Annotated in this window: 17 protein-coding genes and 1 pseudogene; 11 read left to right on the plus strand and 7 right to left on the minus strand. The window is 55.2% G+C overall.

From position 1 onward, the window contains the following. The first annotated feature begins 39 nt into the window (after positions 1–39). The 3 genes from uca (at position 40) to FEM03_RS14675 (ending at position 4838) form a co-directional block, all read left to right on the plus strand. Positions 40–3630: an urea carboxylase gene (gene uca / locus FEM03_RS14665; RefSeq protein ID WP_138087030.1), complete on the plus strand. Its 3591-nt coding sequence runs from the start codon at positions 40–42 to the stop codon at positions 3628–3630. Positions 3631–3696: 66 nt separating this feature from the next. Next, positions 3697–4329 carry a toxin-antitoxin system YwqK family antitoxin gene (locus FEM03_RS14670; protein ID WP_138087031.1) on the plus strand — a complete coding sequence of 211 codons (633 nt, stop codon included), beginning with the start codon at positions 3697–3699 and terminating at the stop codon, positions 4327–4329. Between the two features lie 161 nt (positions 4330–4490). After that, the gene (locus FEM03_RS14675; RefSeq protein WP_138087032.1) at positions 4491–4838 is read left to right on the plus strand and encodes a hypothetical protein; all 348 of its coding nucleotides are present in this window, start codon (positions 4491–4493) and stop codon (positions 4836–4838) included. Positions 4839–4890: 52 nt separating this feature from the next. Here FEM03_RS14675 and ppk2 read toward each other — a convergent pair whose 3' ends face one another. Beyond that, entirely contained in the window at positions 4891–5802 is a 912-nt protein-coding gene (gene ppk2, locus FEM03_RS14680; RefSeq protein WP_138087033.1) for a polyphosphate kinase 2, read from the minus strand. A gap of 146 nt (positions 5803–5948) precedes the next feature. Between ppk2 and FEM03_RS14685 the strand changes: the two genes are divergently transcribed. From FEM03_RS14685 to FEM03_RS14700, 4 genes are all read left to right on the plus strand, one after another. Then, the gene (locus FEM03_RS14685) at positions 5949–6395 is read left to right on the plus strand and encodes a hypothetical protein (RefSeq protein WP_138087034.1); all 447 of its coding nucleotides are present in this window, start codon (positions 5949–5951) and stop codon (positions 6393–6395) included. Between the two features lie 60 nt (positions 6396–6455). After that, positions 6456–6899 (plus strand): hypothetical protein, encoded by a 444-nt coding sequence (locus FEM03_RS14690; RefSeq protein WP_138087035.1) that lies wholly within the window; start codon positions 6456–6458, stop codon positions 6897–6899. Between the two features lie 74 nt (positions 6900–6973). Continuing rightward, positions 6974–9412: a phosphoribosylformylglycinamidine synthase subunit PurL gene (purL, locus tag FEM03_RS14695; RefSeq protein WP_138087036.1), complete on the plus strand. Its 2439-nt coding sequence runs from the start codon at positions 6974–6976 to the stop codon at positions 9410–9412. Between the two features lie 54 nt (positions 9413–9466). After that, a complete protein-coding gene (locus tag FEM03_RS14700; protein ID WP_138087037.1) occupies positions 9467–10177 on the plus strand; it encodes a phosphoribosylformylglycinamidine synthase subunit PurQ in 711 nt (236 codons plus the stop codon). Between the two features lie 48 nt (positions 10178–10225). Here FEM03_RS14700 and FEM03_RS14705 read toward each other — a convergent pair whose 3' ends face one another. The 3 genes from FEM03_RS14705 to FEM03_RS14715 all read right to left on the minus strand — a co-directional run bounded on the left by FEM03_RS14705 (position 10226) and on the right by FEM03_RS14715 (position 14410). Continuing rightward, positions 10226–10678: a hypothetical protein gene (locus FEM03_RS14705; protein WP_138087038.1), complete on the minus strand. Its 453-nt coding sequence runs from the start codon at positions 10676–10678 to the stop codon at positions 10226–10228. 150 nt (positions 10679–10828) lie between these two features. Further along, on the minus strand, positions 10829–12106 hold the full coding sequence (locus FEM03_RS14710; protein ID WP_138087039.1) for a DUF1501 domain-containing protein: 1278 nt from the start codon (positions 12104–12106) through the stop codon (positions 10829–10831). Positions 12107–12169: 63 nt separating this feature from the next. Further along, positions 12170–14410 (minus strand): DUF1549 domain-containing protein, encoded by a 2241-nt coding sequence (locus tag FEM03_RS14715; protein ID WP_138087040.1) that lies wholly within the window; start codon positions 14408–14410, stop codon positions 12170–12172. Between the two features lie 246 nt (positions 14411–14656). Between FEM03_RS14715 and hisC the strand changes: the two genes are divergently transcribed. The 3 genes from hisC (at position 14657) to FEM03_RS14730 (ending at position 18550) form a co-directional block, all read left to right on the plus strand. Next, a complete protein-coding gene (gene hisC, locus FEM03_RS14720; protein ID WP_138087041.1) occupies positions 14657–15745 on the plus strand; it encodes a histidinol-phosphate transaminase in 1089 nt (362 codons plus the stop codon). A gap of 77 nt (positions 15746–15822) precedes the next feature. Continuing rightward, the gene (locus FEM03_RS14725; RefSeq protein ID WP_138087042.1) at positions 15823–17157 is read left to right on the plus strand and encodes a hypothetical protein; all 1335 of its coding nucleotides are present in this window, start codon (positions 15823–15825) and stop codon (positions 17155–17157) included. 148 nt (positions 17158–17305) lie between these two features. Beyond that, complete coding sequence (locus FEM03_RS14730) at positions 17306–18550, plus strand: hypothetical protein (RefSeq protein ID WP_206171019.1); 1245 nt, start codon at positions 17306–17308, stop codon at positions 18548–18550. Positions 18551–18600: 50 nt separating this feature from the next. Here the strand turns inward: FEM03_RS14730 and FEM03_RS25235 are convergent, their stop codons facing one another. Together FEM03_RS25235 and FEM03_RS25930 are read right to left on the minus strand one after the other, a co-directional pair. After that, positions 18601–18993 carry a hypothetical protein gene (locus FEM03_RS25235; protein WP_240772790.1) on the minus strand — a complete coding sequence of 131 codons (393 nt, stop codon included), beginning with the start codon at positions 18991–18993 and terminating at the stop codon, positions 18601–18603. 19 nt (positions 18994–19012) lie between these two features. Further along, positions 19013–19822: pseudogene (locus FEM03_RS25930) on the minus strand (chemotaxis protein CheB); the annotation flags it as partial. A gap of 38 nt (positions 19823–19860) precedes the next feature. Here FEM03_RS25930 and FEM03_RS14740 point away from each other — a divergent pair. Next, the gene (locus FEM03_RS14740; protein ID WP_138087045.1) at positions 19861–21498 is read left to right on the plus strand and encodes a hybrid sensor histidine kinase/response regulator; all 1638 of its coding nucleotides are present in this window, start codon (positions 19861–19863) and stop codon (positions 21496–21498) included. Here the strand turns inward: FEM03_RS14740 and FEM03_RS24460 are convergent. Then, positions 21495–21641 (minus strand): hypothetical protein, encoded by a 147-nt coding sequence (locus tag FEM03_RS24460; protein WP_166442877.1) that lies wholly within the window; start codon positions 21639–21641, stop codon positions 21495–21497. The genes FEM03_RS14740 and FEM03_RS24460 overlap by 4 nt on opposite strands. Between the last annotated feature and the right edge of the window lie 5 nt (positions 21642–21646).

Raw genomic sequence — 21646 nt, forward strand, 5'->3', positions numbered from 1 at the left:
GTGGTTAAGTTTTTGAGTTCAATTTTTTAGATATCCATTATGTCATTTTCAAAAGTGCTGGTTGCCAATCGTGGTGAGATTGCCTGTCGTGTGATCCGGACCCTCAAGAAGCTGGGGATTCAGTCGGTGGCGGTGTATTCGGAGGCGGATCGTGAAGCGCCGCATGTGACGCTCGCGGATGAAGCTTATTTAATTGGTCCGGCGGCGGTTTCGGAAAGTTATCTGAGGTTTGAGAAGATCATTGCGGTGGCGAAACAGACCGGGGCCCAGGGGATTCACCCGGGCTATGGATTGTTGAGTGAGAATGCGGGCTTTGCGGAGGCTTGTGAGGCAGCGGGGATTGAGTTCATTGGGCCGACGCCGAGGCAGTTGCGGGTGTTTGGATTAAAACATTCGGCGCGTGAACAGGCGGTGACCTGTGGGGTGCCTTTGGTGCCGGGAACGGATTTGTTGAAGTCGGAAGAGGAGGCTTTGTCGGAGGCGGCGAGGATCGGTTACCCGGTGATGCTGAAGAGCACGGCGGGCGGTGGCGGGATTGGCATGCGGCGTTGTGATGATGCGGATGCGTTGTCGGCGGCGTTCGCTTCGGTGGTGAGGCAGGGGACGGCGAGCTTTGGAGACGGAGGCGTGTTCTTGGAGAAGTTTGTGGTGAATGCCCGGCACATTGAAGTGCAGATGTTTGGAGATGGAAAAGGAAGGGTGCTGGCGTTGGGTGAACGTGATTGTTCGACGCAACGGCGCAACCAGAAGGTGATTGAAGAGACGCCGGCTCCGAACATCACGGAAGAGATGCGGCAACGGCTTTGGTCGGCGGCAGTGAAGCTTTGTGAGTCGGTGAGTTATCGCTCTGCAGGAACGGTGGAGTTTGTTTACGATGCGGATGTCGACGACTTTTATTTTCTCGAAGTGAACACTCGTTTGCAGGTGGAACACACCGTGACAGAAGAGGTGACGGGGTTGGATCTGGTGGGTTGGATGGTGAGACTGGCGGGCGGCGAGGACCTGGCATTGGAATCGGTGGAGGTGAAGCGCAATGGTTGGGCCATGCAGGCGAGGGTGTATGCGGAAGATCCGAACAAGGATTTCCAACCTTCGAGCGGAGTGCTCACGCATGTGGCGTTTCCGGATGGGGTGCGCTGTGATGGTTGGATTGCTTCGGGCACGGAGGTGACGCCTTATTATGATCCCTTGCTGGCAAAGGTCATTGTGCATGCGGCTTCACGCGAAGAAGCGTTGGCGGCGATGTCAGCGGCGTTGCAGGGAACGACGCTGGCGGGGATCGAGACGAACTTGGAGTATCTCCGGCAGATCTTGAAGGATGAACTTTTTGTCAGCGGCAAGATGACCACGCGGGCGTTGGGCGGCTTTGTTTATCGTCCGCGCACATTTGATGTGCTGGCTTCGGGAACGATGACGACGGTGCAGGATTACCCTGGGCGCGTTGGTTACTGGGAGGTGGGGGTTCCGCCGTCAGGGGCGATGGATCCATTGGCGTTGCGGGTGGGGAACCGGCTGTTGGGAAATTCGGAGCGCTCCGCAGGTTTGGAGATGACGATGAGCGGTCCGACCTTGCGGTTCAATGTGGATACCTGGGTGTGTCTGACGGGCGCTTTGATGGCAAGCACGGTGGATGGCGCAGCGCTGGAGTTCTGGCGTCCAGTGAAGGTGAAGACAGGTCAGATTTTAAAGATCGGTCAGGCGAAAGGGACGGGCTGCCGTGCTTATTTGGCGATGGCGGGTGGCATTGACGTGCCGGACTATTTGGGCAGCAAGTCGACGTTTACATTGGGCGGGTTTGGCGGACATGCAGGGCGGGCTTTACGGGTGGGTGATGTGGTGCCGTTTGGTGAATCGGGTGAGGTCATGGTGGATGCGTCGGTGACAGCGCCGAGTTACTCGCATGAGTGGGAGATCGGGGTGTTGTATGGTCCACATGGGGCACCGGAATTTTTCAAGGAGGAGGACATGGAGATGTTTTTCTCGCAAGCCTGGGAGGTGCATTTTAATTCGGCGAGAACCGGTGTTCGATTGGTGGGTCCGAAGCCGAAGTGGGCACGCAGTGATGGTGGGGAGGCGGGGTTGCATCCGTCGAACATTCATGACAACGCGTATGCGATTGGGGCGGTCGATTTCACGGGGGACATGCCGATCATTCTTGGGCCGGATGGACCGAGTTTGGGGGGATTTGTTTGTCCAGTGGTGGTGGTGCAGGCGGAGCTGTGGAAACTGGGGCAGTTGCGTCCGGGCGACACGGTGAAATTCGTGCCGGTGGCAGTGGAAACGGCGCGTGAGATGGAACTGGCGCAGGAGTCGGCGATTGAAAAATTGACCTCTCTTGATTTGGAGTTGTTGCCGTTGGCGGAGATTCCGAAGAAGAGCGCGGTGTTGTTTATGTTGCCCGCGAAAGATGATCAGCCGGATGTGGTGTTTCGTCCTGCGGGAGATCATTATCTGTTGGTTGAGTTCGGACCGCTGGAGTTGGATATCTTTTTGCGGTTTTGGGTGCATGCGGTGTATCTGAAATTGAAGGAACTGGGGTTGGAAGGGGTGGTTGATTTGACGCCGGGGATCCGGTCGTTGCAGATTCATTTTGATGCCAGGCTGCAATCGCATGAGTCGATGATGAAGGCGGTGGTGGAGATTTGCGAGACGCTGCCCGCGGTGGCTGACATGGAGGTGCCGGCTCGGGTGGTGCATTTGCCGTTGTCTTGGGATGATCCTTCGACGCGTGAGGCGATTCAGAAGTATATGGATTCGGTGCGGGCAGATGCGCCCTGGTGTCCGAGCAACATTGAATTCATTCGACGGATCAATGGACTTGAGTCGGTGGACGAGGTGATGCGGATGGTTTTTGAGGCGAGTTATCTGGTGCTGGGATTGGGGGATGTTTATTTGGGGGCTCCGGTGGCGACGCCGATGGATCCGAGGCATCGACTGGTCACAACGAAATACAATCCGGCCCGGACATGGACTCCACAGAATGCAGTGGGGATCGGCGGGGCGTATATGTGTGTCTATGGCATGGAGGGGCCGGGTGGGTATCAATTTGTTGGACGCACGGTGCAGATGTGGAATCGTTATCAAGTCACCGAGAGTTTTATCGAAGGGCAGCCTTGGTTGTTGAGATTCTTTGATCAGGTGCGGTTCTATCCGGTGACGGCGGAAGAATTGGTGCAGTTGCGGATCGATTTTCCTCAGGGACGTTTTGTGCCGAAGATTGAGGAGACCAGGTTCAAACTGGGTGATTACGAGGCGTTTCTTGAGAAGGAATCGGAGAGCATTGAGGCATTCAGGAACAAGCAGCAAAAGGCTTTTGGTGAAGAACGTCAGCGATGGGAGGAGGCAGGCATCAATGTCGCGGCGACGATTGAAGAAGTCGTGATTGCGAATGATGAGGTGGCGCTGGCGGACAACGAGCTGGCGGTGCAGAGCGAGGTGGCAGGGAATCTGTGGAAACTCAATGTTGGAGTGGGGGATCAGGTGGAGGCGGGTCAGACCGTTGCCATTGTTGAGGCCATGAAGATGGAGATTCATGTGAACAGCCCTGTTACGGGCAAAGTGACGCGGGTCACTGGCAGGGAGGGGCAGTCAGTTTCGCCGGGACAGACGATGGTGGTGATTGCGTCTTGATCGAAGCAAGGATGTCTTGTCGGTTCTTGACGCTTGCGCGCCGGAGGTCCTGAGCAATGGTGCGAAATGAGTAAGTTTTCATTTGTCGCGCTTTTGCTGGGGTTGGTGGTCGCTTTGTCTGCCTGTGGAGAGGGCGGTCCGAAGGGGCCGAAGCTTGTCCATGGCCCAAGCTTGGAGGAGCGTGCGGATGGATTGTTTTATGAAAAAGGGGCAGAAAAACCGTTCACGGGAACTCAGAACAAGGTGGACAAGGAGAGTGGCAAATTGAGGGCGGAGACCCAGTTTGAGAACGGTCAGAAACATGGATGGGACCGCCGTTGGTATCGAGACAATCTGGATCAGATGCATCGTCAGTGGCTCTGGGTGCGTGGCGAACCGGCGTTCTTTTGGTCGTGGTGGCCCAACGGAGTGATGAGGGAGCTTGCATCGCAACGGTCAGGCAAGGAATTTGGCCGGGCGGACATTGCTTATGGGAGCTATGTAAAGTGGTTTGACAGTGGAAAGATTCAGTTCAAAGCGCGTTATGATGAGAAGTTTTTCTGGCAGGGGCATGTGCTCGATTACAATGATGCGGGTCAGTTGATGTGGGATGGAGAATTCAAGGATGGAGTTTTCGTGAAGGGGATCAGACCGCCTGAAGGGAGCGGAGAGGTGAAGAAGGTGACGCCCCCGCCTGCCGATGCACCGGAAGAGGAGTGAGTGCAGCTGGTCAATTGAGCGGCACCAGGCATCTGTAAATGTCACATTGGCGATGTTGCACAGGGGGGATGGCGTGTGTTACGAATTTGTCACACACCAACCAACCAAGTGATTCATCGGGGTGACCCCGTCTGATGATCCTACAACACGCAGAATTGATCATGAGTAACAAGAAAAAGTCGCCAGCGGATAAAAAAGTGGCGAAAACTGAACCCGTAGCGGTCGCCAATGTGGCGGATGCCGAACTTCTGCTGGCCGAAAAAATTGAACTGGCTGAGCAAGCCAAAGAGGGGCTAAAGAAGGCAAAGAAAACGCTTAAGGACGCCAAGAAATCGGCGAAAGAGGCGGAAAAAAACCTGAAGGAAGCGAGCCGCTCTCAGAAAAAGAAAGTGGCGACTTCCAAAAAGAAAGCCGCCAAAACGGCGAAGCCAAAAACGAAGCCCAAAACTCAATCCAAACCAAAACCAAACGCAAAAGCGCCGAAGTCCGCCGAAGCGGACAAAGAGTAGTGTTTCACCGGTTGCTCAGAGATGAAGATGCTTTGCGCAACTGATCTGAATTTCAGTAAACCTGTGGGACAATGAGTTCCTCAGGCACTGGTTTGCGGTGGTAGTCGTCGTGCCGCTCACGCGAAGGAAGTTGAATGAGCGGGCGGGTGACTTCGGTGTAAGGCACCTTGCTGAGAAGATGGGCGATGCAGTTGAGTCGGGCGCGTTTTTTGTCCACGGCGGGCACCACGACCCAGGGGTTTTCGGGCAGGCTGGTGCGTTCGAGCATGATCTCCTTGGCCTTGGTGTAGTCCTCCCAGCGCCGGCGGCTTTCGAGGTCCATGGGGCTGAGTTTCCAATGTTTTAGTGGGTCAAGAATGCGGCTCTGGAAACGGAATTCCTGTTCATCATCGGTGATGGAGAACCAGTATTTCACCAACTGGATGCCGGAACGGGTGAGCATGTTTTCGAACTCGGGAACCGAACGGTAAAACTCTTCGGACTCCTCTTCCGTGCAGAATCCCATCACGCGTTCGACGCCGGAGCGGTTATACCAACTGCGGTCGAAGAGGACGATCTCGCCAGCGGCGGGGAGGTGGGCGACGTAGCGTTGGAAATACCACTGGGTGCGTTCGCGTTCGGTGGGCGCGGGGAGGGCGGCCACGCGGCAGACACGGGGATTGAGGCGTTGGGTGATGCGTTTGATGACGCCGCCTTTTCCTGCGGCATCGCGACCTTCGAAGAGAACGACCAGCTTGTGTTTGGAGTGCATCACCCAGTCCTGCAGTTTGACCAGTTCGCATTGCAGGCGAAGGAGTTCGCGGAAGTAGAAGCGACGGAAGTTGGAATCGGCCTCGCTGGCGGCGGGATCGCCGGGTGGAAATCCGGCGAGGTCGTCGAATTCCATTTCCAGTTCTTCATCAAAGCTGTCGATGGCCTCAGCGTGGAGGCGGGCAAACATTTCCTGGTCGATGGGTGTCGTCATGGGTGCAACATGAGCGAATCAGCGGAGGATTGCTTGTGACGTTTTTGTTGCAGGAGATGCGGATTGCAGAGGCTTGGGTGGAGGAATCTGCTTGCGAAGACGGGGTTTTGCTCAAGGATGGAGGTTCATCCCATTTTTGATCTGCTTTGACGACCACCTACGAAATCACCAATATTTTCGAAACCGAAGCTGACGCGCAATCGCTTCTTTATGCACCTCCGGCGAAACCGCTGCATTTTCGCAAGTCGATGCGCTATGTCTTTGATTATGAGGGGGGTGAATCGGCTCTGGATGCTTTTGTTCACGAGGTGCTTGTGGACCGAATCAGTCAGAAGTCGCACAAGGACAGCGATCCCTTGTGGAGCGGATCGGCATTCATTTTGGATTATGGCATGAAGGGCGGGGCCCTGGATTTGGAGAAGGAGGCGATATTGAGCTATTATCGAAAGTTGGAGAATCCGGGGTTTGAGTTGAAGAAACTGGCGTTGCGGACGCGGATCTATGTTTTTGGTGAAGGGGCTGATCCAGCGGTGTTTGAGCGGGACATCGTGAATCCGGCGGTGCAGAATTCGGAAGTGTTGCGGGCTGCGTGAGTAAACATCGATTAATGGCTTGGGTTGAATAAAGACAACACATCGACCATCATAGCCGTCATGATAAGCCAAACACGTTGGTTGAGAGTCGGGATTTTTTGTGTGACGTTTTGGAGTGTGGTCAGCGCGATTTCAGCCGAGCCAGTATTGCTGAAAGTAGGGGACCCGGATCGGGCGGCGATCCTGAAGGTGGTGAAATCGCTGCCTCTGGTGACGGGCATGGCGAAAGATCTGGGCAAAGACATTTTGATGAACGAGGTGTTTGTGCAAAAGGGCGGGGAGTGGGCGTGGTTTTCTGCCCAACCAGAGACGAGGGACAAGAGCTGGATGGGGGAAGGATTGCTGTATTTGTTGCGCAAGAAAGAGGGAAAGTGGTCGATCATGACGGGGATTCCTGAGGAGGTGATGACGGCGGATGATGCGGATGCGGCTTACACCACGTGGCGGCAGGGATTGTTGAAGAAGTATCCGACGCTGCCTGCGGGGGTGGTGCCGGTGCAATGAGGTGCGCGGAGGGTGATTCTGATGGCTTTTCGTTGACCGGAGGGCGTGGCGTGGCATAGGGGATAGGCTCGCGTATGTTCACTTCCAAAGCCGTTTTTCGACACGTTCCGATCCTCAACCTGAATGCCGAGGAATTGCTGGCGCTGAGCCAGAAGTTGAAGCTGAGCCTTTCGAAGGAGGACATGCTGGCGGTGCAGGCAATTTTCGCTGAGGAGAAGCGGGAGCCGACGGATGTGGAACTTGAGGTGATTGCTCAGACCTGGAGTGAGCATTGCAAACACCGGATTTTTGGGGCGAAGATCACCCACACGATTGATGGCAAAACGGAGGTGGTGGACAGTTTGTATAAAACTTATGTCCGAGATGTGACGGGTCGGATTCGTGAGAAGAAACCGGATTTTGTGTTGTCAGCTTTTGTAGACAACGCGGGTTTTGTGAAGCTGGACGATGAACTGGCGGTGTGTTTGAAGGCGGAGACGCACAACCACCCGAGTGCGATTGAACCTTATGCCGGAGCCAACACTGGGTTGGGCGGGGTGATCCGGGATATTCTCGGGGCGGGCAAAGGGGCGAAACCGGTGGCGTCATTGGATGTATTTTGTTTTGGTCCGCCGGACACGAAGCAGGAAGACATCAAAGCCAAGGACGTGATCCATCCGCTGGGCGTCATGCGCGGGGTGGTTCGTGGAGTGCGGGATTATGGCAATCGCATGGGCATTCCGACGACGAGCGGAGCCATTCAGTTTGACGATACCTACATTTACAATCCGCTGGTGTTTTGCGGAACGATGGGGGTGATTCCGATCAAGGACATTGAGAAGGAGGTAAAGCCGGGGCATTTGCTGATCGCCGCAGGCGGACGGACTGGCAAGGATGGACTGAAGGGGGCAACTTTCTCGAGTGTCTCGCTGACGACTTCGAGTCATGAAGAAGACCAGACGGCAGTGCAGATTGGCAACCCGATTGAAGAAAAGAAGGTGGCCGACTTTATTCTTGCTGCGCGTGAAAAAGGCTTGATTCAGTTTGTGACCGATTGCGGTGCAGGTGGTTTTAGCAGTGCTGCCGGGGAAATGTTGAGCGAGGTGGGTGGGGAAGTCTGGTTGGAAAATGCGCCATTAAAGGTGGGAGAGATGGAAAGCTGGCAGGTGTTCATCAGCGAGAGTCAGGAGCGGATGGTGATGGCGATTGAGGAAAAGGATCTGCCAGAGATGCAAAAGCTGGCGGACATTTTTGAAACCGAAATCTGCATACTTGCCAAGGCAGATGGCACGGGAATTCTGACGGTGAAGCATCACGGCGAGGTGGTTTGCCGGTTGGACAACAAGCATTTGCATGAGGCTCCGCGCCGTCACATGACGTCGGAATGGAGCACTGAGGTGGGCAGTGGGGTGGAGTTTGAATTGGACTATGGTTTTGAGAATGGGCCGGAGTCGGGTAACCAAATTTTGAAAGCTCTGCTGGCAGATTTTGCGATTGTTTCACGTGAACCGATCATTCGTGAATATGACCACGAGGTGCAGGGCAACACGTTGCTGAAACCACTGGCAGGCGCGAGTGGTGATGCGCCCCAGGATGGATCGGTGATCCGCATTCATGGCAGCGAACAACTGGTGGCTCTGTCCGTGGCGCTCCTGCCCGAGTGGGGCAAGACGATGCCTCATCTGATGGGTCGGGCAACGGTGGACGAATGCGTGCGGCAGCTGGTGGCGATGGGGGCCAATCCGGAGCGGATTGCCATTTTGGACAATTTCTGTGTGGGCAATCCGGATGCACCAGAAGAGCTTGGGGCTCTGGTGGAAACGACCAAGGGCATGGCGCAAACGGCAGAGATTTATGGCGCGCCGTTTGTTTCGGGCAAGGATTCGTTCTACAACTACTTCAAGACGGATGAGGGGCCGGTATCGATTCCGGTGACCTTGCTGGTGAGTGGGTTTGGTATCATGGAGGACTCGAAACACATCGTGGGATCGAGCATTCGCAAGGTGGGGAGCAAGTTGTTCCTGTTGGGTCAGGCTTCGAGTGGTCTGGCGGGCAGTGTGTTGGCACGGGTGCTGGTCAAAGGGTCGGCCGAGGGCGATGAAGAGGCTCTGGAGTTCACGCAAGGGCCGGTGTTTGAGGAAGCAACGTCGCTGGAAGACTATCGCCGTTATTATGAGTTGGTGCGCAAGGGAGTGATTCTATCGGCTCACGACGTGAGTGAAGGTGGTCTTGCTGTGGCGCTGGCAGAAATGGCGTTCTCGGGCAAGTCAGGCATCGCGGTGGATCTCGCGGACATTCCTACCTTGGACGATACGCCACCTGCAGAGCATTTGTTTGGTGAAACACCTGGACGGATTATTTTTGAAGTCGATCCGGAGAAGGCGGCTTTTGCATCCGAGTTGGGCTTTACTCTGATCGGTGAGACCACCGACGAAAAACGTCTATTGATCACCAACGGCGACATGGACTTCATTGATGCGCCGATGGAGGAATTGAAACCTTTGTGGAAGGACGGTCTGAAAGCTTTTTATTGATGTTGATCGATTTTCCCAAGCTCACCATTTCAAAAATTTCTCAAACGAAACGACATGTCCATCGCTCCCAAAGCTCTTCTGCTAAAATTTCCCGGCACGAACTGTGATGCCGAAACCGCTCTTGCGTTGCAGGAGGTGGGATTTGAGACGCAGGTCCTGCCAAGCGCACTGTTGGAACCCGAATCGCTGGAGGGCATCCAACTGGTGGTGTTCTCGGGCGGATTCAGCTATGGCGATTATGTGATGTCCGGTCGTTTTGCGAAACTCACGGCAAAAGAAAAGCTCGGCGATGGTCTGAAAAAGTATGTTGAAAAGGGTGGCTATGCGCTTGGCATTTGCAATGGCTTTCAAATTTTGACCCAGATGGGATTGTTGCCCGAGGGAAGTTTGATTCACAACACCAGTGGCCGGTTTATCTGCCGCTGGGCGGGGTTGAAAAAGAATGCGCAGAGCCCTTATCTCAGTGAACTGCCTGATGAATTCGAACTTCCGGTGGCGCATGCGGAGGGCCGCTTTGTCGGGATGGATGATGTGGCGGGTGACTATGTAAAAAACGGGCAGGCTGCGCTTCTTTATGATGCCGATGTCAATGGGAGCAGTCATCAGATTGCCGGTTTGCAGGATGAGACGGGAAGAGTGTTTGGATTAATGCCGCATCCGGAGCGTTTCATGATAAAACAACATCACTACGATGCCGACTGGACAGGAGCCGAGCACGGCTGGGGGCACTACCTTTTCAAGAGCGTGCGGGCAGCGATTGGCTGATTCTTGATTCACCACCGGGTGGGACGTTCAATGCGCCCTGAATCAGAATCAGGGGACCATGATGGTGGTGCGGACATCGTTGACTCGGATCTGACAGGGGCCTGAGCGGACGGCACTTAGATCCAGGGTGACGATCCTTTCAAAAGGAACGAGGGCGAGCGTGGCGACCGCTGACTTCAATCGGGCGGTGGTGATGGTGATGACGAAGCCGTCGGGCGTTTTGGTTTGCTCGACTTGATGAATGGTGGTCGCGCCGTCATTTAACAGTCCGCGGATTGTCAATTGAGCTCGGGTGGGACCTGCGGTCAGAGGCTCAGCATTGACGCTTTCGACGATGGCGGTGCCGTAGGTGTAATCGCCAGCCGGCAATGGAACGGCGTCGGAGTAGTTTGGGGGAGGTGGAGAAGCGATGGGCGGTGCTGTCTGGCAGGAGCAGAGCTGGAGGACGACGATTGATGCGAGGCAGGTCGGCCATGGTGAGGCTGGATGGATGGAAGGCATAGGCGAATCGGGTGCTCTGAGATAAACGCAGTTAATGGCCAAAGACTTGGACAAATTACCGGCGTATTTTTCAAGTTTAGATTCACCGACAAAAAAACGCCCGGACTTTCGACCGGGCGTTTCATTCAAATGAGAATTGGGCAGAAGGGATCAAGCAAAAATCTCGGCGGCCACTTTGCCACGATCACCGACGGTGAACGGACGACCGGATGGCGACATGACCACTTCAGCAACGGGAAGTCCCATGGCGGCACCGATGGTGGCGATGAAATCCTGAACGGTCACTTGTTTGTCGGCGACTTCCTTTCCGTCCTTGTCAGAGGAGCCGTAGACGAAGCCACGTTTGACACCGCCACCAGCAAATACGGTGGAGAACACTTTTGGATAGTGGTCACGACCGCTGTTTTCGTTGATGTTCGGCGTGCGGCCGAATTCGGAGCCGAGCACCACCATGGTGGAATCGAGCATGCCAAGGCGGTCAAGATCGGAGAGCAGGGCCGCGAAGGCGTTGTCCATGCCGGTGCCGGTGCGTTCCATGCCTTCGTCGATGTAGTTGTGCATGTCCCAGCCGCCGGAGCGAACTTCGATGAAACGGACGCCTGCCTGGACGAGACGGCGGGCAAGGAGACAGCCTTGACCAAATCCGTTGCCGTAGAGCTGACGGGTTGCGGAATCTTCTTTGGTGAGGTCAAACGCATCCAGATCAGAACTGGTAAGCAGGTTCATGGTCTCATCGTAGAACTCGGTATACGCGCGGACTTCAGGACTTTTGAATTTGTCGCGGAATGCGGTATCGAACTCATTCATGAGTGCGATCCGTTTATTGAACGCCGCCTGACCGAGGCTGGATTTGGAGTTTTGCAAACCGGACTCAGCATTGGTGATGGGCACGGGAGCGAGGGCGGGGGGGAAGAATCCTGCGTTGGCGGTGCCGGCACCGATGACGACGCTGGAGGGCAGCGTTTTGTGGGAGCGGCCTTTGAAATGCTGTGCCCATGAACCCATGGTGGGGTGCATCACGGTGCCACGAGGATCGTAGCCGGTGTGCATCACATAAGTGCCATCTTCGTGAACACCGGTTTTTGAGGTGGTGGAACGAACGATGGTGATTTTGTCAGCCTGTTTGGCCATTTTTGGCATGTAACCACCGAGCTGAATGCCTGCGGCGTTGGTGCTGATCGGGTCCTTGTAACCTTTCGTTTCGCCAGTCTTTGGATCGAAGGTATCAATGTGGCTCATGCCGCCAGCCATGTAGAGGTAGATGACCGCTTTGGCTTTGCCGCCGACTCCCGCAGGAGGTGCGACGGAGGCACCGAAAGCTTCGTTGTCGAGTCCGGAAAGGACACTGACACCGAGGGCAGCTTTGGCCGTGCGCAGCATGAATTCGCGGCGTGAAGCGGGATCGAGTTTAAGGTAGGTATTTTTCATGGGTGCTGGGAAGGGGTGGGTGAGTGGGATGATGGCTGGTGGTTAAGGAAAGGAGGGCAAGTTCTATTGGACGAAACTGAATTCGCGGGTGTTGACCAGAGCCCAGATCATGCTGGCGTAACCTTCATCACCTTCGGCAAGGGCGCGTTTGGCGATGTCTTTTTCACGCAAGGTGGGGCGGCGGTTGAGGATGCTGAGGAACATGGCTTCCACACGCTCGGGCGGTGAAGTGACTTTGTTCATATTGCGGAAAATGAGTGAGTCAGTGCTGGTCAACATCTCCTGGGCTTTGCCGTTCATCATCATGAGAACCTGCGGGACGCTGCCTTCTTTCGAATCGCCGTCGATCAGCATGCGGTCCGACTGGCCGAATTCGCGGAGGAAATGGCCGCCGGGAGCAGGTTGGGGGAGTTCAGAAGCGCGCATCAGCACCATTCCGCCATAGCTGAGTGGACTGCTGCTGGCCATCATCTCGTCTCCACCAGCCATGGCAAGGGAGCCGGCATTGCGCATTTGTTCGCGCTGGCGTTCACCGAGTTTCTGAACTGCACTGACTTTTTGCAGCAGGGTCTGGGCGTCGACGCTGTTGATGTCCATGTCGATGGCACGACCATACTGTTCTGAGTCGGTGTTTTTGAGCTTATCAAGCTCGCTGCCCAGAACCAGGGTCATGTAGGAATCCCAAGCTTGTTCTGCGCTCATGCGACGCAGAACTGGTCCTTGGAAGTAGTAGGGTTCACCCATGGCGAGTTCAGCGGTGGTGGCTTCGCGTTGGTAGGCCTTGGTGTTGTAAACGATGCGGAGGAACTCCTTTATGTTGAATTTCACGCGCACCATCTCGCTGGCGAGGTGTCTGATGAGCTCTGGGTTGTAGGCCTCATCAGGATTGTCGATGTTGCGGACAGTTGGAGTGAGACCGACGCCGAAAGCACGCTCCCACAGACGGTTGGCGATGGTCATTGCAAAGCGAGGGTTGGCTTCATGGGTTGCCCATTTGGCGAAAGCTTCACGAAGGTTCTCGGCATTTTTTACACCGCCCTCTTCACGGCTGCTTTTGCGAACGGTGTCGCCAATGACGGAGTAGGCTGGATTTTTCTTGTCAGCCTCGCTCCACATGATGAGTTTTGGGGAGACGGCTTCACCAGGGGTGCCGTCTTTGTATTGGTAATCGTGGGGCAATTTCAGACGGTTCACGCCGACGTCATTAACGACATAGCGGTTCGCTCCGAGGACGTTCTGAACCAAGTTGCGGTAACGTTGGGGATCGATCTCATTTTTCTCCATGATAGCGACGGCTTCACCGAGCAGCTTTTGGCTGGGATTGGGGCCGTTTTTGCCGCCTTCGTAGTCACTGCGTCCCATCTGGGTGCTGGTGGCACCGAAAAATGCTGCCATTTCATAAAATTGACGCTGGGTCCAGTCGGCAAAGGGATGGTCATGGCACTGGGCGCATGAGACATCGGTGCCGAGAAACACGGTGAGGGTGTTGGCCAGGTTGTCCAGAGGCATGCCAGAGTCGCGAAGCAGGTAACCGGCAGCACCATTGTGCCAGAGTTTGCCCTTGGCAGTGAGCATTTCATAGACGATTTTGTCCCAGGACTCGTTGGTGGCGACTTTCTCTTTCATCCATTTGATGTAAGGAAGACCACGCACGAAATCGGCCTGGAAGTTGTCGGTCAAACGCAGCATGCCGGCAAAATAGTTATACATGTGGCTGGTGTAGCCATCAGAAGCCAGCAGGGTGTCGATCAGCTTGGCGCGTGCGGTGTTGTCGCGGCTGGCGTTCTTAAGAAACTCGTTGGTTTCTTCGTAGCTGGGAATGCGGCCCACCACGTCGAGATAAACGCGTCGGACGAATTGCTCGTCGGACATCGGAGCGTTGGGCTTCAGTGGAACAAAAGCGGTGGGCTGTTTGCCTGCCTTGACCATGGTCTCGGCATTTTTGCGATGATTTTCGGCCAGTTTGGGATTGGCTTTCTGGATGCCCATTTCGACCAACTGGTCAATTTTCGCGGCGGCTTGTGCAGCTGAGGCATTGGTGGGAACGGACAACAATGCATTGGCATTGGCCGCAGGCTTCATGGTTTTGGCAGCGGCCTGATCGTCGGCGGAAAAGCGGCTAATCGGCAGAGTGTAGATGGCTCCGTTGGCCACCTGGATGGTCAAATTCTCACCCTCAAGCTTGATGAAGGTGGCTTCCACCTTGCGGCCCGAACTGTCGGTCCACACGCGGGTTTCGGCGGATGCCGTGGAAGTGCCCAAAAGGGCGACAGCCATCAATAAAGGCAGATGCTTGGTTTTCATGAAGTGTCTTAGGGGAGCAAGTTTGGGTGAGTGAATTTCCGATGCGAAGCTCGTTGTATGTAGGTAAAACGGCTGGCGGGAGGTTTTGTTAGATTTGATTTAATTTTACCAAAAAATTTCTATTCGCCAAGTTTATATCGGTGCCACGAAGGGAAATTTTGAAGGGAGTTGTCGTCCGTCTCCGCGAATTCGCGATTGCAAAGCCGGGAAAGTCGTAGGATGAAACGAGTTCACGCTTTTCTCCTCATGAATGTCTGGAATCACGCCAATCCACAGTTGAAGGACCTTGTCACGTATAAACCGGGAAAACCCATTGAGGAACTTGCCCGCGAACGGGGCATGCAACCGGGGGACATCATCAAGATGGCTTCCAATGAAAATCCTTTGGGGCCGTCCCCCAAAGCGGTGGCGGCGATGACTGAGGCATTGAGCCAGGCGCATATTTACCCGGACGGATTCGGATTCAAACTGCGAGATGCGATCGCGAAGAAATTTGATGTTGGCATCGGGCAGGTGGTTTTGGGCAATGGTTCCAACGAGATCATCGAATTTATCGGGCATGCCTTTTTGAAGCCCGGGGACAACATTGTGACGGCGGAGCATGCCTTTGTGGTCTACAAACTGATGGCGACGCTTTTTGGAGCGGAAACCATTGAGGTGCCTGACCCGGGGTTTGTTCATGATCTTGATGCAATGCTGGCGGCCATCACGCCCGAGACGAAAGAGTTGTTCATTGCTAATCCAAACAATCCGACGGGAACGATGGTGAGCATGGAGGCCCTTGAGCGATTCATGGATCAGGTGCCTGATCATGTCGTGGTGGTGATTGATGAGGCCTATTATGAGTTTGTGCCGGAACCGCCGGACACGATGAAATTTGTTCGCGAGGGGCGCAATGTGATCTTGCTGCGCACCTTTTCGAAAATTCAAGGGCTTGCCGGATTGCGCATCGGCTACGGGATCGGGCCGGAAGAGTTGATTGGGGTTCTCCACAAGACCCGCCAGCCATTCAACGCCAACTCGATCGCCCAAGCCGGAGCAGTGGCCGGATTGCTCGACAACGATCATCAGGAAACGACGCGTCGAATCACTGATGAAGGCCGCACCTATTTTCAGACCGAGTTCGAGCGTCTGGGACTGAAGTATGTGCCGAGTTTCGCAAATTTTGTGCTGGTCCACGTTGGTGACGGCGACGCCATTTTCCAAAAGATGCTGGACAAAGGCGTCATTGTTCGCGCGATGGCTGAATACAAACTACCGGAATGGGTGCGAATTTCGGTCGGAACAATGGAGCAGAACCGGCGTTGTATCGCGACGCTGGAGCAGGTGCTTTGACGCGCGGTTTTGCAATTATGGACAGCCGGTGAGTTTCGACTAGTCTCGGACCAGTTCACCAAACTTTGCTTGAATTTGTGATTCACCGCCATTTTGCCACCTCCGTTCTCTTCACGAGCATTATTTTGTCGTCGTGCAAGCGTGAGCCTGAACCGCTGGCGGATGGAGGGGCGGTCTTGCGGGCGGTGAGGGTAGCGACTTCGGAGATCAGAAGCGCGGAGGATATCGCTCCTTATGATGAGGCGATGGTCTGGCAGGAGTATCGCGTGGAAAAAGTGCTGGAAGGGCAGCTTGAGGCTTCTTTGATCCGGGTGGGACAATGGTCGGTGATCAGAGGCGATGACATACCACTCGATCGGGAGATCGGAGCAGTGACGGAATTGAAGGTGCGCCCTTTCGACGAAGATGATCAAGCCAATTTGACGGATGTGGTGAGCAGTGACGATCTCGAAATTGTGGAGAATGAGCCACCGCGCTTCATGGACATGCGGGCGATTACAGAATTGGGACTCACGCCCAGAGCGGTGCGATACGACTACGACACCGGTTTCTCCAGCCAGATGACGCTTTACTGGCACCTGAGGCAACAAATGGAGTTGGTGGTGCTAGGAAATTCTCATGCCGAGAAAGCCATTCGTCCCGACCTGTTGCTGGACGAAGAGAACAAGCGTATCCCCAAAGCTTTCAACATGGGGATCGGAGGAGGGAACATGGATTTGCAGTGTTTTATTGCGAATGAATATGTGTTGCCTCTGCCCAAGGTAAAAACCATCATCTGGGTCGTGAACGCGCGTTTGTTCAATCGCGCGCTCAAGGGGCAGGAGCGACGTCACAAGATCTTTTTGGAAAGCCCTGGCTACGATTTTGATAGAGAACACCATGCGGAGCATTGGCCGGTGAAGGAAGGGCTCGCACCGCTGACGGTGGAGGAGGTGAAGAATATTGACGTAAAAGGTGCCCGGTTGGACCCCTGGGGCTGGTCGGCTCGGGAGCGGACGTTGAAGGCGGAAGATCAGGCGTCGTTGGAGAAGGACTTTAGCAAGGTGAACTTCGAGTTCGATGAGAAGGCATGGGAGTTGTTCAAAAGCACGATTAAAGTAGCAACGGGCAAAGGCGTCAGCGTATTCGTTTTGACCTCGCCGATCCATCCCTACAGCATGGACGCACCGGCAGCCGATCCCGATGGCAGCTCACACGAGGGAATGAGGGAGGTGGTGCAGCGGCTGGAGGGGTTCGATCAGGAGCAACCGCTGGTGTGGTTTCGGGACATGAACAAAAACGGCAGGCACGGCATCAAGCCGGAGCAGTTCTTTGATGCGGATCATCTTAATATGTCAGGCGGAACATGGCTGACCGAACGGGTGATCGAGTGGATGAAGTCAGCGGATGCGGTGGCGGCCAAGCCCAATTAGTTCCCAGCAGCAGCAGAGTGGACAAAACGTCCATTATGATTACTTTCACCGGCGATCATCAACACCTGCTGTCTCTGTGATTCGGTCTCTCTCCCACGTCGTCGTCGCAATTGCCGCCGGTCTTCTGCAACCCTCTTGCAAGCAGAAGATGGAAGCGCTTCCCGATGGCGGTGCCGTGGTTCGATTGGTGCGGGTGGCGGCTTCGGAGAACAAGGATTCCGGCGACATTTCGCCGTATGACGAGGCTTTGATCTGGCAGGAATATGACGTGAAGAAGGTGTTGGAGGGCAAGCTGGAGGTTCAGCGAATCCGCGTCGGGCATTGGGCGGTGATTCGCGGCAAGAATGTCGTGGTTGACGGTGAGATAGGCAAAGAGGTGGAGCTGCGTGTGCGTCCGTTTGACGAGGATGATCAGGTGAACCTGACGGACGTGGTGATCAGCGATGATCTGGACATTGTGGCTGACGAGCCGCCGCGCTTCATGGACATGCAGGCGATCATGGCTGAGGGGCTGACCCCCGAGGCGGTCCGTTATGATTATGACACCATCTTCTCGGCGCAGATGAAACTCTATTGGAAGTTGCGGCCGCAGCTTGAGCTGGTGGTGCTGGGCAACTCTCATGCCGCCAAAGGGATTCGGCCGGACAGGCTACTTGATGAGGAGAACAAACTAACTCCCAAAGCACTTAACTTGGGGGCCGGAGCCGCAAATACTGATCTGCAATGCCTGCTGGCGCGGGAGTATGTGTTGCCGTTGCCCAAGATCAAGACCGTTCTGTGGGTGGTGAATTCCAGGCTTTTCAACCGGTCACTCAGAGGCGCTGAAAGGCGCTGCGAAGCATTCATTGGCAGCCCAGGATATGATTTTGACCGCGAGCATCACGCTGAACTTTGGCCGGTCAAGACAGGGGAACCATTGGTGACGGTGGCGGAGCTTAAGAATGCTGAACTCAATGTGCAAAAGATGGATGTCTGGGGGTGGTCGGCCCGGGAGCGCGGCATGAAAGCGGAGAACAAGGAGCGCCTGAGAGAGGACCTCAGTCAGCTCAACTACCAATTCGATCAGGAGGCTTGGGAGCTGTTTCAGCGGTCGGTGAAGGATCTCACGGCAAAGGGGATTCGCGTTTATGTGATCATTTCGCCCATTCATCCGCAGAGCAAGGACACGCCGGCCTCCGATCCCGATGGCAGTGCCCACGCTGACCTGCACAAAACCGTGGCCGACCTGGAAGCTTTTGATGCCGGACTTCCTCTCATGTGGTTCAAGGACATGAATCTCAACGGAGGCCATGACATTCCGGCAGAGATGTTTTTTGATGTGGACCATCTGAATGCAGCGGGCGGGACCATGCTGACTTCCAAAGTGGTTGAATGGATGAAATCCACGCAATAGCTCGCGAAGAGAGGCGGGCATTTTCCGTCAAGTTCACTAACTACCATAGATCATTCATCGGGAGTTTTGGCCAGATGCTTCGCAAGCTGGGGATTGAGTCTGGCGGCGGCGATGCCGTGGTATTTGGGAGAGCGGATTTGCAGGGTGATGAACAGGATGGTGAAAGGGATTTGAATGGCGCAAATCGTAAGCCAATGGGTTTTGCCAAGAAGGAAATGGATGGCGATGTTGATGACAAACACGACTGCCCAAATCAGTTCGTATCTTTGCCAGACGAGGAACACATTGCAGAACAGGAAGAAGTGGCCGACGACCATCGGCAGGATCCACCAGAGTTCGATTTCGAGGTTGAATAGCCATGTGGCAAGGATGGTGGTAATGATGAGGATGATGGCATCGAGTTTGGAGAAGCGGAAGCCGTGGGGCCGGATGGTGGCGTTCATGGGATTTTTCCTCCTCGCCGCTGGAGCAGGCAAGCGTCCAGATGCGCAGTGGCTCATTGACCGAGCGCTTGGACAGTAGGCTGGGGAAGACGTTGGCCGAGAGTGCCGCGAAGGGCTTCGGGTCGCAGAAAAAGCTGGTCACGCTGATGAGGATGTCCTGGTAAAGTGCCTGCGCCTCCGCCGGGTCGTCGCGCAGCCTGGCCTCGTCGTCCTGCAGCACGCTGGTCTTGTGAAGCAGCATGCGCCGCTTGATGCGGCGATGCAGCGTGCTGGGTTTGTAGTAGTTGACGTCCAGCCCCGTGGCCTTGTGCACCAGCAGGATTTCCGCCAGGCTGCTCGGATGAGTGGGTGAGAGGTGCTGCACGATGATGAAGCCCATTCCGGTATCCGTCGGCATGGCCCGCTGCAGTTGCGACAGCGCCTCCAGCCCGCCCGCTGAAGCACCCAGCCCCACTATGGGAAAGGCTGATCCAGGAACTGCAGAGCCGGCATCTGCTTGGGACATGGAATTGGAGTCATTCACAGGGGCTTTGGGATGAGCGGTGTGATTTTTTAGCTGCAAGACACATCCCAGCGCAAGAGGAGTTTTCCTTCTTAGCGTGTTTGCCTGCTGCTGAGTCCCGCAAGCTCGCGCATCCGCCCTTTGGCTGCCGCGTGAAGGACCGCAAGGAGCATCAGGGAATGTCCTGGGCTGCGGGCCGCTGCAGATAAACCTAGATGGAAGTGGTGAACGAGCAGTTGTCAATCTGCCAATGGGAGTGGCTATTTTTGCGGCAACTGACCCGATAAAATGACCTAAGGGGACGCGTGTCTGCCTTTTTGGGGGCATGACGTTTGCAAGTAGTTTTTTTGGTGCAAAAGGTCGTAATGCTCCATTTCTTCAGCAACCTTTTTAACACGGACGGCTTCGTGCCCCGCTGGAATTGTGGAGACTGGTCCGAGGGGCATGGGTGGTTGCACGTGGTGTCAGACTTGATGGTGTTTGCCGCTTATTTTGCCATTCCGCTGACGCTCTGGTATTTCATCGCCCTCAAGAAACACCAGGTGCCTTTTACACTTCTCTTTTTCCTTTTTGGAGCCTTTATTTTTTTCTGCGGCGTGACTCATCTCATCGATGCCACTTTGTTCTGGCAGCCCTGGTATCGGCTCTCAGGACTCGTAAAACTGATCACGGCGCTGGTCTCCTGGACCACTGTGATCGCGTTGTTCCGGGTGATGCCCAGGGCTCTGGCCCTTCCTGGGATGGAGGAAATGAACAAGCGCCTGCAGGCCGAAATTTCGCAACGCCGGGAAGCTGAGGAAGAGCGTGAGAACTTGCTGACCTTGGAGCGCACTGCCAGAGAAAAAGCTGAGCATGCAAGCCGCATGAAAGAAGAGTTTGTGGCAGTGTTGTCTCATGAGCTACGGACACCGCTCAGCGCAATTCTGGGCTACACCACCTTGCTGCGCGAACAGACGTCAGCGGACCATGCGTTGTCGCAACATTTGGAAGTCATCGAACGTAACGCGCTGTCTCAAAAGCGGCTTATTGAAGACCTGCTGGATACAAACCGCATCATCGCGGGGAAGATGCGCCTGGATGTCCAATCGATGGACCTGGGAATGGTAGTGGAAAGTGCTTTGGACACTCTTCGACCCCAGGCAATGGCGAAAGGCGTGCGTCTTGGCAAAGTCACTGACGGCTGCACAGTGTCACTGCGTGGGGATCCTGTTCGAATGCAGCAGGTGGTCTGGAACCTGGTTAGCAACGCGATCAAGTTCACCCCTTCTGGCGGGCGGATTGATGTCCGCCTTGAACGGGTGAATTCCCATGTGGAGATCACCATTGAGGACACAGGAATCGGCATTCCTGAAGACGACCTGACAAGTATTTTTGATCGATTCACCCAGGTCGACTCATCATCTACCCGCCGCCATGGTGGCTTGGGATTGGGCCTCGCGATTGCCAAAACTTTGGTGGAGCTGCACGGAGGCTCGGTTGTGGCCAAAAGTCCGGGCGTCGGGAAAGGGTCGACATTCCGAGTCGCACTTCCTCTTCCTGCATTGGACACTGAGTCCGGTGAAAGTCATAGGAGGCATCCGCATGCGCGGCCCTCCTCAAAAGGAGAGGCTGATTTGCCATCGTTAAGCGGGCTCAAACTTCTTGCCGTTGACGACGATCAAGATGCACGGGAGTTGCTGAGATGGGGCCTGGGACAATACGGCGCGGAAGTCATCGTAGCAGGCTCGGCCGAAGAGGCGCTGGCTTTGGCGAAGGCAGAGAAGTTTGATGTTTTAATCAGCGACATTGGAATGCCCGGCATGGATGGCTTGGAAATGATCACCCTTCTTCGTGGCCAAACTGACGGCCAAAATTCGGACATACCTGCTGTCGCCCTCACCGCTTTTGCAGCCGTTGAAGATCGTAAAGGTGCGCTGGTTGCAGGGTTTGACAACTATCTTTCCAAGCCAGTGGATCTCGGTGAGGTGGTGGTGGTGGTCTCTCGCTTGTTGCGCCGCCGCTAGGCACCCAGACCTTGGCGGCCATCCCTGGTGACCTGGAGGGCGCGTTTGATGAGAATAATTTTGAGGGCCTCGGTATCAAAAAAGCCGAAGACGATGGCGTCGACGGTTAGTGCGGCGCGAGAATGCTCGCAGCTGTGAGGCATGACGG

It is taken from the genome of Phragmitibacter flavus, assembly GCF_005780165.1.
Lineage (GTDB): Bacteria > Verrucomicrobiota > Verrucomicrobiia > Verrucomicrobiales > Verrucomicrobiaceae > Phragmitibacter > Phragmitibacter flavus.